Origin of the sequence: Streptomyces alanosinicus, from assembly GCF_014650595.1 — a bacterium.
GTDB lineage: Bacteria > Actinomycetota > Actinomycetes > Streptomycetales > Streptomycetaceae > Streptomyces > Streptomyces alanosinicus.
Genome location: NZ_BMVG01000001.1, coordinates 1,061,085 through 1,076,553 on the forward strand (window position 1 = coordinate 1,061,085; position 15,469 = coordinate 1,076,553).

General features: G+C 72.9%; 11 protein-coding genes. 5 read left to right on the forward strand and 6 right to left on the reverse strand.

The features are described 5' to 3' along the window. Positions 1-55: 55 nt before the first annotated feature. Together IE277_RS04820 and IE277_RS04825 are read right to left on the reverse strand one after the other, a co-directional pair. Positions 56-3,784: an ABC transporter ATP-binding protein gene (locus IE277_RS04820; RefSeq protein ID WP_189948741.1), complete on the reverse strand. Its 3,729-nt coding sequence runs from the start codon at positions 3,782-3,784 to the stop codon at positions 56-58. A 110-nt stretch (positions 3,785-3,894) separates the two neighbouring features. After that, positions 3,895-4,818 (reverse strand): serine hydrolase, encoded by a 924-nt coding sequence (locus IE277_RS04825; protein WP_189948743.1) that lies wholly within the window; start codon positions 4,816-4,818, stop codon positions 3,895-3,897. A 236-nt stretch (positions 4,819-5,054) separates the two neighbouring features. Between IE277_RS04825 and IE277_RS04830 the strand changes: the two genes are divergently transcribed. From IE277_RS04830 to IE277_RS04840, 3 genes are all read left to right on the forward strand, one after another. Then, positions 5,055-5,849, forward strand: a complete 795-nt coding sequence (locus tag IE277_RS04830) for a helix-turn-helix domain-containing protein (protein ID WP_189948745.1) — start codon at positions 5,055-5,057, stop codon at positions 5,847-5,849. Further along, positions 5,842-6,063: a DUF397 domain-containing protein gene (locus IE277_RS04835; RefSeq protein ID WP_189948747.1), complete on the forward strand. Its 222-nt coding sequence runs from the start codon at positions 5,842-5,844 to the stop codon at positions 6,061-6,063. The genes IE277_RS04830 and IE277_RS04835 overlap by 8 nt, the downstream gene beginning before the upstream one ends. A 71-nt stretch (positions 6,064-6,134) precedes the next feature. Next, on the forward strand, positions 6,135-8,273 hold the full coding sequence (locus IE277_RS04840) for a glycosyltransferase family 39 protein (protein WP_373310706.1): 2,139 nt from the start codon (positions 6,135-6,137) through the stop codon (positions 8,271-8,273). 9 nt (positions 8,274-8,282) lie between these two features. Here IE277_RS04840 and IE277_RS04845 read toward each other — a convergent pair whose 3' ends face one another. Continuing rightward, the gene (locus IE277_RS04845; protein WP_189948750.1) at positions 8,283-9,164 is read right to left on the reverse strand and encodes a helix-turn-helix domain-containing protein; all 882 of its coding nucleotides are present in this window, start codon (positions 9,162-9,164) and stop codon (positions 8,283-8,285) included. Then, positions 9,161-10,006 (reverse strand): helix-turn-helix domain-containing protein, encoded by an 846-nt coding sequence (locus IE277_RS04850; protein WP_189948752.1) that lies wholly within the window; start codon positions 10,004-10,006, stop codon positions 9,161-9,163. The genes IE277_RS04845 and IE277_RS04850 overlap by 4 nt, the downstream gene beginning before the upstream one ends. Positions 10,007-10,376: 370 nt before the next feature. Between IE277_RS04850 and IE277_RS04855 the strand changes: the two genes are divergently transcribed. Continuing rightward, positions 10,377-10,730 (forward strand): hypothetical protein, encoded by a 354-nt coding sequence (locus tag IE277_RS04855; protein ID WP_189948753.1) that lies wholly within the window; start codon positions 10,377-10,379, stop codon positions 10,728-10,730. A 31-nt stretch (positions 10,731-10,761) separates the two neighbouring features. On the opposite strand, the gene IE277_RS04860 is transcribed toward IE277_RS04855, so the two are convergent. Beyond that, entirely contained in the window at positions 10,762-12,444 is a 1,683-nt protein-coding gene (locus IE277_RS04860) for a thiamine pyrophosphate-binding protein (protein WP_189948755.1), read from the reverse strand. A gap of 5 nt (positions 12,445-12,449) precedes the next feature. After that, entirely contained in the window at positions 12,450-13,421 is a 972-nt protein-coding gene (gene speB / locus IE277_RS04865) for an agmatinase (RefSeq protein WP_189948756.1), read from the reverse strand. A 140-nt stretch (positions 13,422-13,561) separates the two neighbouring features. Between speB and IE277_RS04870 the strand changes: the two genes are divergently transcribed. Continuing rightward, positions 13,562-15,454 (forward strand): PucR family transcriptional regulator, encoded by a 1,893-nt coding sequence (locus tag IE277_RS04870; protein ID WP_189948757.1) that lies wholly within the window; start codon positions 13,562-13,564, stop codon positions 15,452-15,454. Positions 15,455-15,469: the final 15 nt, after the last annotated feature.

A 15,469-nucleotide genomic window follows, 5' to 3' on the forward strand; every position in this document is an offset into this window, starting at 1 on the left:
CGTCAGCCGTACGGATGTACGGACGCACGACGTATGTCGCATGGTTGCACGACCGTCAGCGGGACACGGTCACCGGCTCCTCCGGTTCGGCCCGGCCGACGAAGGTCCGCCACAGTTCGGCGTACCGGCCGTCACGGGCGAGCAGCTCGTCGTGGGTGCCGTCCTCCGCGACCCGGCCGTGGTCCATCACGACCACCCGGTCCGCGCGGGCCGCCGTGGTGAGGCGATGGGCGACCACCAGGGTCGTACGACGGCCCGCCAGCCGGTCGGTGGCCTGGTTGACCTGTGCCTCCGTGGCCAGGTCCAGGGCGGCCGTGGCCTCGTCGAGCAGGAGTATGTCCGGGTCGACGAGTTCGGCGCGGGCGAGCGCGATCAGCTGGCGCTGGCCGGCCGAGAGGTTACGGCCGCGCTCGGCGACCTCGTGCAGATAGCCGCCGTCGAGCGTGGCGATCATCTCGTGGGCGCCGACCGCCCGCGCCGCCGCCTCCACCTCGGCGTCGGTGGCGCCGGGGCGGCCGTAGGCGATGGCGTCGCGGACCGTGCCCGGGAAGAGGTAGGCCTCCTGCGGGACCACCCCGAGGCGGTGCCGGTAGGAGGTCAGGTCCAGGGCGCGCACGTCCGTGCCGTCGGCCGTGACCCGGCCGCCGGTGGGGTCGTAGAACCGGGCGACCAGCTTGACGAGGGTGGACTTGCCGGCGCCGGTCTCGCCGACGAAGGCCACGGTCTGCCCGGCGGGGATCGTCAGGTCGATGCCGGTGAGCGCCTCTTCGTCGTCCCCGTAGGCGAACCGCACGTCCTCGAAGGCGATGTCACCGCGCAGGGACAGCACCTCCAGCGGCTCGTCCGCGGCCTTCGTGGACGTCGGCTCGCGCAGCAGCTCCTGGATGCGGCCCAGCGAGACCGTCGCCTGCTGGTAGCCGTCGAAGACCTGGGACAGCTGCTGGACCGGGGCGAAGAACAGGTCGATGTAGAGGAGGTAGGCGACCAGGGCGCCCGTGGTCAGGGTCTGCGCCTCCACCCGGTGCGCGCCCGCGATCAGCACGGAGGCCGCGGCGACGGACGACAGGAGCTGCACGAACGGGAAGTAGACCGATATCAGCCACTGACCGCGGATACGGGCGGCGCGGTAGCTGTCGCTGCGCTCGGCGAAGCGCCGCCCGCCGTCCCGCTCGCGCCCGAAGACCTGCACGATCCGCAGCCCGGCGACCGACTCCTGCAGATCGGCGTTGACCGACGACACCCGCTCCCGGGCGAGTTCGTACGCCTTCACGCTGGCCCGGCGGAAGAAGACGGTCGCGACGACCAGCGGGGGCAGCGTCGCGAAGACGACGAGGGCGAGCTGTACGTCGATGACCAGCAGGGCGACCATGATGCCGAAGAAGGTGACGACCGAGACGAACGCGGTGACCAGGCCGGTCTGCAGGAAGGTGGACAGCGCGTCGACGTCCGTCGTCATCCGCGTCATGATCCGGCCGGTCAGCTCGCGCTCGTAGTAGTCGAGGCCGAGCCGCTGGAGCTGGGCGAAGATCTTCAGGCGCAGGGAGTAGAGGACCCGCTCGCCGGTGCGGCCGGTCATCCGGGTCTCGCCGGTCTGCGCGGCCCACTGCACCAGCACGGTCAGCAGTCCGAGCAGCGAGGCCGCCCAGACCGCGCCCAGGGCCGCCTTCGTGACGCCCGCGTCGATGCCGTGCCGGATCAGCACCGGCAGCAGCAGGCCCGCGCCCGCGTCCACGGCGACCAGCAGCAGGCTCAGCAGCAGTGGCGGGCCGAAGCCGCGCAGCAGCCGGCGCAGGCCGTAGGAGTCCTCGCGCACGACGGCGCGGGCCTCGTCGATGTCCGGGGTGTCGGTGGCCGGGGGCAGCGCGTCCACCAGGGCGAGCAGTTCCGGGGTGGCCGGAGAGCCGGAGAGCGCGGTGTCCTCGGCGTTCTTCGCCTCCCGGTCGCCGGTCCACAGCCTCGGGGTCACGCCCCGTTCGGCGTCGAACTCGGCGTCCAGCTCCTCGCGTACGGAGGTGTCCTCGGGCAGTGCGGCGGGCTCGGCATGGCCCGGGGAGACCCCGCCCAGCTCGTCCGGGTCGGTCAGCAGCCGCCGGTACAGGGCCGAGCGCTGCTGGAGTTCCTCGTGGGTGCCGAGGTCGGCGAGCCGGCCGCCGTCGAGGACGGCGATGCGGTCGGCGAGGTTCAGGGTGGAGCGGCGGTGCGCGATGAGCAGGGTGGTACGGCCCTCCATCACCTGCCTCAGCGCCTCGTGGATCTCGTGCTCGACCCGGGCGTCGACGGCCGAGGTGGCGTCGTCCAGGACCAGCAGCCTGGGGTCGGTGAGCAGGGCGCGGGCGAGGGCGACGCGCTGGCGCTGGCCGCCGGAGAGGGTCAGGCCCTGCTCGCCGACCTTGGTGTCGTATCCCTCGGGGAGTTCCCGGATGAAACGATCCGCCTGGGCGGCGCGGGCGGCCTCCTCGATCTCCTCCCGGGTGGCGTCCGGGCGGCCGTAGGCGATGTTGGCGCGGACGGTGTCGGAGAAGAGGAAGGAGTCCTCGGGGACGAGCCCGATCGCGGCCCTGAGCGACTGATGGGTCAGCTCGCGCACATCGTGGCCGCCGATCAGGACGGCGCCGTGGGTGACGTCGTAGAAGCGCGGCAGCAGCAGGGCGAGGGTGGACTTGCCCGAGCCGGAGGAGCCGACGACGGCGAGGGTCTCACCAGGGCGTATCTCGAAGGTCAGTCCGCGCAGGACCGGGCGCCCGTCGTCGTAGCCGAAGGACACGTCGTCGAACTCGACGGTCGCGGGCGCGTCGGCGGGGAGGGTCCTGGTGCCTTCGTGGAGCGTCGGCTCGGTGTCGATCAGCTCCAGGACGCGCTCGGTGCCGGCGCGGGCCTGCTGGCCGACCGTGAGGACCATCGCGAGCATCCGGACCGGGCCGACCAGCTGGGCGAGATAGCTGGAGAAGGCGACGAAGGTGCCGAGCGTGATGTGCCCGCGCACGGCCAGCCAGCCGCCGAGCGCCAGCATGGCGACCTGGCCGAGGGCCGGGACGGCCTGCAGGGCGGGGGTGAACCTGCTGTTCAGCCGTATGGTGCGCAGCCGTCCCGCGAAGAGCCTGCGGCCGACCTCCCGCAGCTTCCCGGTCTCCTGCTCCTCCTGCCCGAAGCCCTTCACCACGCGTACGCCGCTCACCGCGCCGTCGACCACGCCCGCGACGGCGGCGGCCTGCGCCTGCGCGTACCAGGTGGCGGGGTGCAGCTTGCTGCGGCTGCGCTTGGCTATCCAGGCCAGCGCGGGCGCCACGGCGAGCGCGACCAGGGTCAGCGGCAGCGACAGCCACGCCATGATCACCAGGGAGATCACGAAGAGCAGGACGTTCCCGATGGTCATCGGGAGCATGAAGAGCAGGCCCTGGATCAGCTGCAGGTCACTGGTGGCCCGGCCGACGACCTGCCCGGTGGACAGCTCGTCCTGACGGCGGCCGTCGAGGCGGGTGATCGTCCCGTACATCTCGGTCCGCAGGTCGTGCTGGACGTCGAGGGCGAGCCGGCCGCCGTAGTAGCGGCGGATGTAGGTGAGCACGTAGACGAAGAGGGCCGCGCCGACCAGGGCGCCGGCCCAGCGGGCCATGGAACGGGTGTGGTTCCCGATCACATCGTCGATGATCACCTTGGTGATCAGCGGGACGACGGCCATGACCGCCATGCCGGCCAGCGAGGAGCCGAGGGCGAGGATCACGTCCTTCGGATACCGCCAGGCGTACGCCGCCAGACGTCGTGCCCATCCCCGTTGCGCTGCCACGCCGGTGCCTCCCAGTTCAGCTCGTCCGCCGGAAGGCACCAACGCCGGCGGGCCCGGATTTCATCCCGCCGCAACAATCGCCGGGTGCGGTTCGCCGGCCGCCCCCCTCGTCAGCCCTGCGGCGGGACCGCGACGAAGGCCTCGCTGGGCTTGCCGGTCGGGACGTACACCGCGGCGCCGGCGGGGGTCGGCACCAGGTCCTTGTGGATGGCCCTGGCGACGTTCTGGATGGTGGTGACGCCGTAGTCCATGGTGCTGTTGTCCTGGGTGAGCACCGACATCATGTAGTCGTGGCCGGCGCCGTCGAAGGCACCGAGGCTGTGCACCCGCCAGCCGTGCGTCGCGCGCTGCAGCCAGCCGTTCTTGACGTGCACGGAGACGGTGGACGGCGCGCCCGCCGGGGTGCCCCACCGCTGCGAGGTGATGACCTGGCCCATCAGCTTCAGGATGTAGGCGCGGGAGTTGTCGCTGAGCACGCTGTTCTTGGCGGTGACGAGCCGGAGCAGCTTCTGCTCGTCGGTGACGTTCTCCTGGGTCAGGCCCCAGTAGCCGTCCGCGCCCGGCACGGTCTTCGTCATGCCGGCGGCGGCCAGGAAGCCCTTGATCTTGGTGAGGCCGAGCTGCTTCCACAGCGTGGTCGTCGCGTTGTTGTCCGACTGGGTGATCATGGCCTTGGCGAGCGAGGTCTCACGGTCGGTCAGATACCGGTTGTGCTTCTTGGCGTCCCACAGCAGCGTCGCGAGCACGGTGACCTTCACGGTGCTGGCCGAGTCGTAGGAGCTGGTGGCGCGCAGGGTGCAGGTGGTGCTGGTCGCACGGTCGTACAGGCCGATCGCGACCGTGCCTCCGCGGCCCGCGAGGGCGGCCGTGATGTCCTTCTGCAGCTTGGCCGCGAGGCCCGCCTTGGCGGACGTACAGCTGACGGCGGGCGCGGCCGCGGCGGCCGGTGTGGCGGCGGTGACGGCGGATACCAGCGCCCCGGCGCCGACGGCTGCCGCCAGCACCCTGGCACGCCGGGATATGCGGTGGGTCATACAGGTCCCCCTTTGAACGTCGCATGGGCGCATCCCTGCGCCGTCTGCATGACGCGCCGGGACGGCCGAGAGTTGTACGCATGCTTCCAGGACGGACATGACAAACCTCGGGCGGGTGCCGTCAGGCCGGAACAGGCCTCGCGTTCTGTAGCGAACCACTCACAGAGTGATACGTGCCGCACTAGGCTCGTCCGAGGGTTCGGCGCGACAGGGCATGTGTCACAAGGGAGTTGGCCATGGGGACCACATATGGTGACTGGCTCAGGCAGCGCCGCGAGGCGGCGGGACTGACGCAAGTGCAACTGGCCGACATGGCGTTCATGACCCGCTCGCACATCGCCCATATCGAGGCGGGCCGTCGCTTCCCTTCGAAGGAGGACGCACGGCGCCTGGACAGGGTTCTGGACACGGGGGATGTGCTGATCAGTTTCCTGCCCCAGGACGACGTGGTGGTGGAGGGCTACTTCGAAGCGGCCCGAGAACTCGAACAACAGGCAACGGTGATCCGCGAGTTCGCGCCCACCTTCGTGCCTGGTGTCCTGCAGACGGAGAGGTACGCGCGAGCCCTGCTGAGTGTGGGGTATCCCCCGGTGGGCGAAGAGGAGCGCGACAAGCTCGTCGTCTCACGCCTTGAGCGCTCGAAGATCCTCACCGACCCGGTGACGCCCGTGGTGTGGGCGCTGTTGGACGAGTCGGTGCTGCGACGCCCCGTCGGTGGCCCGGAGGCCATGGCGGAACAGATCGCGCACCTCGTCCGCCTGACGGAGAGCGGGCGCGTACGCACCCATGTGATGCCGTACGGCATCGGTGCCTACCAGATCCTGAACAGCACGCTGACGCTCATGTGGTTCGAGGACCAGCCGCCGGTGGCGTACTCCGAGGGGCTCCAGATCGGCAAGGTTCATGACTCCCCCGCCGTCGTCGAACGACTCCAGGGCGCCTACCATCTCGCATTGAGCGATGCGTTGCCGCTACAAGAGTCACTTGCCCTGTTGCGGGCGACAGCGAAGGACTATGGACACCATGACTGAGCACACCATCCTGAGTGCAGACACACTGCGAGGTTGGCGCAAGTCGTCCTATAGCGGAACGGAAGCCAACAGCTGCCTCGAAGTCCTCGACGGGCACCCCTCGGGCGTGCCCGTCCGTGACTCCAAGGCCCCGCAGGGCCCCGCGCTGGTCTTTCCCGCCGGAGGCTGGTCGGCGTTCGTCGTGGCCGTCAAGGGCGGGGGCTTCCCGGGCTGAGAGGCCCGACCCACAGCTTCCGGCCAGGTGCGGCACAGCGCGTACCCATCGCCGGTCTGCAGGGTGCAGTGGTGACATCTGCCACCGATACCCTCCCCCACGCCACCGAGCCGGAGCGCGCGCCGCGCTGGTCCCTGCCCGCGCTGCTCGCGATCCTGCTGCTGGCGGCCGTGCTCTACACCTGGAACCTCTCGGGCCAGAGCCTCAACAGCTTCTACAGCGCGGCCGTCTACAGCGGCACGCAGAGCTGGAAGGCCTGGTTCTTCGGCTCGCTCGACGCCGGGAACTTCCTCACCGTCGACAAACCGCCGTTCGCCGACATGGTCATGAGCCTGTCGTGCCGGATCTTCGGCTTCGGCACCTGGCAGATGATGCTGCCGGAGGTCGCGGCCGGGCTCGGCGCGATCTGGATCCTGCACACCTCGGTGAAGCGGTCCTTCGGGCACGCGGCGGCCGCGCCGGCCGCGCTCGTCCTCGCGCTGACCCCGATCACGGTCGCCATCAACCGGGACAACAACCCCGACACGATCCTCGTCCTGCTGATGGTCGGCGGCGCGGCGCTCGCCCTGCGCGCCACCCGCAACGGCACGCTGCTGCCCCTGCTCGGCTCGGCGGTGTGCTTCGGCCTCGCCTTCAACACGAAGATGCTGGCCGGCTACATCGCGCTGCCCGCCGTCTTCGCGGTCCATCTGCTCGCGGCCCGGCCGAAGCCGGTGCGGCGGATCGTGAATCTGCTGATCGCCGGCGTGGTCCTGGCCGTCGCCAGCTTCTGGTGGGCGATCGCCGTGTCCCTCGTGCCCGCCTCCGAGCGGCCGTACATCGGCGGTTCGACGGACGGCACCGCCTGGAACCTGATCATGGGCTACAACGGCCTCGGCCGGATCTTCGGCGGCGAGGGCAACGGCGGCGGGCGCGGAGGCGGGGGCGGAGGCTTCTCCGGGTCCGCGGGGCTCGGCCGGATGTTCAACGACATCCTCGGCGGCCAGATCTCCTGGCTGATCCCGTTCGCGGCCATCGCCCTCGTCAGCGGCCTGATCCTGTGCGGCCGCGCACCGCGCACCGACCTCACCCGGGCCGCGCTCGTCCTCTGGGGCGGCTGGACGATCCTGCACTACGTCACCTTCGCCACCGCCGAGGGCACGATGCACCCGTACTACACCACCGCCCTCGCCCCCGGTATCGCGGCGCTGTGCGGGGGCGGCGGCGTCCTGCTGCTGCGCGCGTTCCGCGCCGACAGGCGCTGGGCGTGGGTGCTGCCGGCCGGCCTCGCGGTCACGGCGGTCTGGGCGATCGTGCTGCTGCGCCGGGCCTCCGGCTGGAACACATGGCTGTGGCCGGCCGTCGGTGTGGTGACGGCGGCGGCGATCGTCGGCCTGTTCGTCTTCCGCTCCGGCAACCGCGTGCGGCTGTTCGCGGCCTCCGTCGCGGCCGCGGTCGTCGCCGCGATCGCGGGCCCGGCGGCGTACGCCTGGTCGGTGCCGTCCGGTTCGGGCGGCGGGATGAGCGGCGTGAACCCGACGGCCGGCCCCTCGACCGGAGGCGGCTTCGGCGGCGGACCCGGCGGGGGCCGGAGCGGCGGCGGTGACCGGGGTGGCTTCCCGGGCGGCGGAGAGATGCCCGGCGGTCAGCGAGGCGGCCAGAACGCCGAGGCGGGCGGCGGCTTCCCGGGCGGCGGCCAGAACGGTGAACTTCCCGGCGGCCAGGGCGCGTCGGACGGTACGGCGCCGGGCGGCACCGGACGCGCGGGCGGCCGCACGGGAGCCGGCATGGGCGGCGGCATGGGTGGCGGCATGGGTGGCGGCATGGGTGGCGGCATGGGTGGTGCGAACAGCGAGCTGATCGCGTACCTGAAGAAGCACCGGGACGGTGCCGCCTGGCTGCTCGCGGTCTCCAACTCGCAGAGCGCGGCCCAGATCGAGCTGAGCGCCAAGGTGCCGGTCATCTCCATGTGGGGCTTCACCGGTACGGACAACGCGATGACCGTCGCCAAGCTGAAGGAACTGGTGAAGGAGGGCCGGCTGCACTACGTCCAGATCGGCGGCGGTATGGGCGGCGGCCCCGGGGGCGGCGGCAACAGCCTCAGCACCGAGGTGTCGAACTGGGTGAAGAAGCACGGCACGGCGGTGAAGCAGAGCGCGTACAGCAGGAGTTCGGCTTCGCGGACCGACCAGTCGGCCCTCTACCGGCTGGACCCGTCGGACGTGAGCTGAGGCGGGCCGTCAGCCGGTGCCGAAGCAGTACCGCTCGCCGTCCCGGACCAGGCAGGCGCGCACCCGGTCCAGGTCAGGTCCGGAGGCGGCGACCATCGGGGTGGACAGGGAGTCCCTGGCGTCGTGCCGGTCCTTGACCTGGATCCGCCCCGGGGCGTGCCGCGGTACGAGGATCTCCGCCCGGTCCCCCACCCGGCCGAGGTCGATCCGGGCCCACACCGCACCGCAGGCGGAGCTGTGCCGGATCTTGACGACGGTCGGCCCGGGGAAGCTCTTCCGGCCCAGCGTCACCGGCACGGGTTCGGCTCCGCAGCCGTAGGTCTCGGGGTCCTTGCCCGTGCATCCGTCGCCGTGGCATCCCTGCACCGGTGCGGAGGGGGACGGGGAGGGCGTGGTGCGCCGGTCCGGGGCGGAGCCGCCGAGGACGCCGGTGGCCGCCAGCGTCACGACGACCGCGACGACCGCGAGCCCGCCCGTGACTGCGGCGAGCCGGCCCCGGGCCGGGCGGCCGTGGGCCACGGGCGGGACCGGCGTCCTTGCCGGGGCGGGCGAGGGCGCCGCCACGGGACGGCGTCCGTGCCCGGCGGCGCCGGTACCGCCGCCCGCCGCGCGCCCGCTCGACACGGCGTCGGCCAGTTCCCACAGGGCGAGCGGGCGGCCGGGGTGCTCGCCCGCCAGCTCGCACAGTTCCGCGACGGCCTGCCGGGGCGGGACGGTCCTGCCGTTGAGATAGCGGTCCCAGGACGACTTGCTGTACGGCGTCTTCGCGGCCAGCGCGGCGAGGCTCAGCCCGGTCCGGGCCCGCAGCCCGCGCAGGGTCTCCGCCAGCCGTTCGCGCTCCACCGCCCGGCCGCCGGACGAGTCGCCGTTGGACGGGTCGCCGGACGTCATTTCCGCAGTACCCCCCAGGTGTCCTCGCCGACGATCCCGTCCACCCGCAGATGTGCCCGGCCCTGCAACTGCTCCACCGCGTGCTCGGTGCGGGCGCCGAAGTTCCCGTCGGCGATCCCCGGCGACAGGCCGTGGTGGCGCAGCAGGCACTGCGCCTCGACGACGGGCCACTGTGTGGACCCCATGCCGATCAGGCCGGCCCGGGTGCCGCTGTATCCCGCGTACAGCAGCCCGTCCCCTGCACGGTGCACCGTGCAGGGGTAGTCCTTGCCGGCCCGGTACACGAACGCCCCCGTCGGTGTCCCCGTCGGCGCGGCGGACGCCATGGCGTCCGCCGGAGCCGGCCGGCCGCCGGTCCGCTCGCGTCCGCCGTCCCACGGCGCGGTCACCAGCAGGACGGTCACGGCCGCCACGACCACGACGGCCGCCAGTACGGCTCCGCGCATCCGCCGGCCACGTCCTCGTACCCTCCCCTGATCGTCCGGCCCGGAGTCCGGCCCGGAGTCCGCCCCGGCATCCGACCCCGCTTCCGGCCCGGCTTCCGTCTCCCCTACCGGGTCGGCACGGACCTCGCCCCCTGCGTCCGCCGCCAGGGCCACCTCGTGCAGGGCCAGCAGCCGGTCCGGGTCGATGTCGCAGGCGCGGGCCAGCGCCTTGACCGCCTGCCGCGGCGGTATCGCGCGGCCGTTGAGATAGCGGTCCCAGGAGGCACGGCTGTAGCCGGTCCGGCCGGCCAGCGCCTCAAGTCCGAGTCCGCTGTGGTCCTTGATCCGGCGCATCTGTACGGCGAGTTGTCGCACTCGCGGATCGAGTGAGCCGGGCAACTCCTTCCAGCGAGACATGTTCCACCCCATGTCTGTTGCCAGCGTCTGATGCCGACGTCTGTTGCCAACTCCAACGAGGATGCCCCTCGCGCGCCCGCGGTTCCCGTGGCCTGCGGGGCGGGCGCATGGTTTCGGCCGCCTCGGCGGGCGTCCGCGCGTCCCGCCGGCGCCTCATGGCGCGGAGCGTTCCCACAGGTCAACGGATGGGACGTCCCCCGCCGACGGCATCTGTCCGGCAGCCCTGTCCCCGCCCCGGACTCGGCCCGCACTGTCGGTGGTGCACGACGGGCGGTGCGGTCCACCCCGCACCGCCCCAGGCGGCCCGCCCCCACGGGGGTGGGGCGGGCCGCACCGGCAACCGACCAGCGATCGACCTCAGGGAGCATCCATGCGATTCCGTCTCGCGACCGCGACCGTCCTGACCGCGTGCGCCATGGCCGGCGGCCTGACCGTCTCCGCGCAGGCCGCCTCGGCCGCCGCCGCCCGCCCCAGCTGTCCGTATCCGTACGTGTGCTTCTACAACGGCAACACGATGACCGGAAAGTTCAAGGACACCGGCTACTGGCAGTCGCTCGGCGCGAGCCGCAGCGCGAAGGGCGCGCTCAACACCCGGCACGACGACGTGGCCTACGTGCGCTTCTCCAACCACCCCGCCATCTGCATGAAGCCGGGTGAGGGCTGGGCCTTCAACGGAGCGCACCCGACGCAGGTGTACATCAGCTCGTCGAGCACGTGCCACTGAGCACCCTCGGAGCCGTTCCCGGTGTCCTGAGTCAGAGGTGCGTCGGCGCGAACATACGCAGCACCGCCGGGAGTACGACCACCGAGGGGCCTGGTGCCGCCAGTGCCTTCGCCAGGTCTTCCGCGAGGGTCTCGGGGGTCGTACGGACGCCCGGCACCCCGAAGGACTCGGCGAGGGCCGCGTAGTCGGGGCGGGTCAGTTCCGTCGCCGTGGCCTGGCCGAAGGCGTCCGTCATGTACTCGCGGAGGATGCCGTAGCCGCCGTCGTCGACGATCAGCCAGGTGACCGGGAGGTCGTACTGGCGGGCCGTCGCCAGCTCGGCGATCGAGTAGAGGGCTCCGCCGTCGCCGGAGACCGCCAGCACCGGGCGCGTGGGGTCGGCCACCGCCGCGCCCAGCGCCGCCGGGAAGCCGTAGCCGAGGCCGCCGGCGCCCTGTGCGGAGTGCATGGTGTTCGCGCCCTGGGGGTCGAAGGCCGACCATGCCCAGTACGTCAGGATCGTCATGTCCCAGAAGGACGGAGCACCCTTGGGCAGGGCGCGGCGGACGGAGGCCAACACGTCCTGTTCCAGGGTGAGTTCCTGCCCGGCGATGCGATCCGCGACCTTCCCGAGCACCTCCCGCACCCGCTCCGGCGCCGAGGCGTCGTCACGCTCCTCCACCGTCTCCAGCAGGGCCTGGAGCGCGAGGCGGGCGTCCGCGTGGATGCCGAGGGCGGGGTGGTTGGACTCCAGTTTGCCGAGGTCGGCCTCGATCTGGATCACCCGGCCGCGCGGTGTGAACGTGTGGTAGTTCGAGGAGAGTTCGCCGAGGCCCGAGCCGATGACCAGGAGTACGTCCGCGTCCTGGAGGAAGTCCGTGGTGTGGCGGTCCTCCAGCCAGGACTGGAGGGACAGGGGGTGGTGCCACGGGAACGCGCCCTTGCCGCCGAAGGTCGTCACGACCGGGGCCTGGAGCTTCTCGGCCAGCTGACGCAGTTTGCCCGAGGCGTCCGACCGTACGACGCCCCCGCCCGCGATGATCGCCGGGCGGGCCGCGCGGGACAGCAGGTCGGCCGCCACCGCGGTCAGTTCGGGGCGCGGGGGAAGTTCCTCCGGGGTCGCGTCCGGAGCCGTCACCACCGGCAGCAGGGTCTCGGCGAGGAGCACGTCCTGCGGGATCTCCACCCACACCGGGCCGTGCGGGGCGGTGAGCGCCGACTTCCAGGCCTCCGCGATCGCGGACGGGATCTGGGACTGGGTACGGACCGTGTGGACGGACTTCACCACGCCCCGGAACGAGGCCGACTGGTCGGGGAGTTCATGCAGATAGCCGTGGCGGCCGCCGCCGAGGCCGGCCGTCGGGATCTGGCTGCTGATCGCCAGCACGGGGGCCGAGGCCGCCACCGCCTCCTGGAGAGCCGCGAGGGATGTCAGCGCCCCGGGGCCCGTCGACAGCAGCAGCGGGGCCGCCTCTCCGGTGATCCGGCCGTACGCGTCCGCCGCGAAGCCCGCGTTGTTCTCCACGCGCAGGCCCACATAGCGCAGAGCGGACCTGCGCAGGGCGTCGAACATACCGAGGGCGTGCTGGCCGGGCAGGCCGAAGACGGTCGTCGCGCCGAGCCCGGCCAGGGTCTCCACGACCAGGTCTCCGCCGTTTCGCCCCGGGGGAGGATTCAGCGCGGCGGCGATCTGCGCCTGCGTCGGGCGGAGTACCAGGTCGTGGTCGTGGGTCACTGCGCTTACGCGTCCTTCCGCGCCGCCGCGATCTGGCGGCTCATGATGGTGGTCAGTTCGTAGGCCGTGTGGGAGGCCGCGACCGAGGTGATCTCGGCGTGGTCGTAGGCGGGCGCCACCTCGACGACGTCCGCCGAGACCAGGTTGCACGATGCGAGGCCGCGCAGGATCTCCAGCAGCTCACGGGAGGTCATGCCGCCCGCCTCCGGGGTGCCGGTGCCGGGCGCGTGGGCCGGGTCGAGGCAGTCGATGTCGATGGAGATGTACAGCGGGCGGTCGCCGATGCGCTGGCGCAGCTGGTCGGCGACCTCGTCGGCGCCGCGGCGGTAGATGTCGGCGGACGTGACGATGCCGAAGCCCATCTTCTCGTCGTCCGTGAGGTCCTGCTTGCCGTACAGCGGGCCGCGGGTACCGACGTGCGAGAGCGCCTCGGTGTCGAGGATGCCCTCCTCCACCGCGCGGCGGAACGGGGTGCCGTGGGTGTACTCGGCGCCGAAGTAGGTGTCCCAGGTGTCCAGGTGGGCGTCGAAGTGCAGCAGGGCCACCGGGCCGTGCTTCTTGGCGACGCTTCGCAGCAGCGGCAGCGCGATGGTGTGGTCGCCGCCCAGGGTCATCAGACGGGCGCCGGTGCCGAGCAGGTCGTCGGCGGCGGCCTCGATGGTGTCGACGGCCTCGTTGATGTTGAACGGGTTCACGGCGATGTCGCCGCCGTCCGCGACCTGGGCGAGGGCGAAGGGGGAGGCGTCCTGGGCCGGGTTGTACGGGCGCAGCAGCCGGGACGCCTCGCGGATGGCGTTGCCGCCGAAGCGGGCGCCCGGCCGGTAGGAGACACCGGAGTCGAACGGCACGCCCACGACGGCGACGTCGGCGGTGCCGACCTCGTCCAGGCGGGGCAGCCGGGCGAAGGTCGCGGGTCCGGCGTACCGCGGGACGCGGGAGGAGTCGACGGGACCGCGGGGCGTGTCGTTGCTGCTCATGGTGAAGTGCCTTCTTTCTTGCGCTTCATCGCGCATGTGCTGCTCAGGTGGTTCCTGGGTCGACATTAGGTGTCCGCGGCGAGCCTCGGAAGTGTACGTTTTATCCATGCGAACGGGATGGAGTGGAGGGTGTGCACACCATGTCGGATTCGATCACCCCAGCGGTCCCACCGACCCCACCCGTACCGCTGTCGGCCCTGCTGGCCCGCGAGGACCTGGCCCTGCGGCAGATCGCCGGGCCGGCGGATCCGGGGATCGCGATCCACTGGGCCCACACCTCGGAGATGGCCGACCCGTACCCGTATCTGCTGGGCGGCGAACTGCTGCTGACGGCCGGGGTGCACATCCCTGAGGCGGCGGTTTCCGGCCGCTCCTGCGACTACTTCGACGACTATGTCTCCCGGATCGTCGCGGCGGGCGGCGCGGCCCTCGGCTTCGGCGTGGCCCCGGTGCACGACACGGTCCCGCGCGCCCTGGTCGCCGCCTGCGAGGCCCACGGCCTCCCGTTGCTGGAGGTCCCGCCCCAGACCACCTTCTCCGGCGTGGCCCGCGCGGTCTGGCAGCTGATGGCGCGGGCCCGCCTCGCCGAGCTGCGCCGGGTCACCGAGGCCCAGCAGAGCCTCGCCGCCGCGGCCGCCCGCCCGGACCCGGTGCCGTCGGTGCTGCGCCGGCTCGCCCAGCACCTCTTCGGCCACGCGGTGCTCTACGGCCCCGACGGCACGGCTCTCGCCACGGCGGGCCGGGAGCCCGCCACGGAAGTCCGCGCCGCGCTGGCCGCCCTGGCGGCGGTGGTCCGCCCCACCGCCGGCGCCCCGGCACCCGAGGCGGCCCCCGGGCCCGATCCCGGCACCCCGGACGGACGACTCACCCCGCCCCAGCCGGAGCCGAACGGCACGGCCGACCGCACCACCGCCCCCGGCGCCCCAGGTGCCCCAGGTGCCCCCGCCGACAGCCGTACGACAGGCGGCACCGCGGCAACCACAGCCACGGCCGACACGGCCGACACGGCCGACACGGCGAGCGGACCGCGCCGGGCGGCGGACCGCACCGGAGCCGAGTCCGCCACCCCGGGCGACGGCCACACGGCAAGCGGCACCGCGGCAACCACGGCAGCAGGCACGGCCGTCGCGGCGGACCGCTGCGCCGCCGAGCGGACCACCGCGGCTTCCCCGGCCGCCGGACGGCCCGGACCCGCCGTCCCGCCGGCGGCCGCCGGACGGCCGTTGCCCGCCTCCGCGACGGACACCGTCGGGGAGAGCCATCTCGCCGTCTACGCGCTGGGCGCCGGTGAGGGGTTCGTGCTCGGTGTCGTCACCGCGCGCCGCGACCCCGGCGAGCACACCATCGCCTCGGTGGCCGCGGTGCTGCTGTCGCTGCTGACCGGGGAGCATCGCAGCGGGGCCGGGGCCGCGCGGTCCTCGGCGCTGGTGCGGCTCCTGCTCGGCGCGGCGCCCGAGGACGTCGCTCCCCTGCTCGGGGAGGAGGGCTGGGTCGTGGTGCACGCCCGGCCCGAGGCACAGCCGCCGGACGCCGTGGCCGCCTCGGCGCTCGGCGCCGCCCTGGGCTCGGCGCTGGTCGACCTCGGCCAGGACGCGGTGCGGGTGCTGGTGCCGGGCGGGCGGACCCCGAAGCCGCAGCCCGGCTGGACGCTCGGGGCGAGTGCCGCCGTGGCGCCGCGAGAGTGGCCGGCCGCCGACGCCCAGGCGGCCCGCGCCCTGGCCCGCGCCCGCGCCACCCGCGCCCCGCTCGTCCGGCACCGCGCCCGCCCCGGCCTGACCGACCTGGTGCCCCAGCCGGACGCCGAGGCACACGCCCGCGCCCTGCTCGCCCCGCTCGCCGGCCGGCCCGAGCTGGCCGAGACCCTGCGCAACTGGCTGGCCCTGCACGGCAGTTGGGACCGTACGGCGGTGGCGCTGGAGGTGCACCGCAACACCGTGCGGCAGCGGATCGCCCGCTGCGCCGCCCTGCTGGACGCCGACCTCGACGATCCCGACGTACGCATGGAGTTGTGGTTCGCGCTGCGGCACGGCTGACCTGGCGGGTGAGCC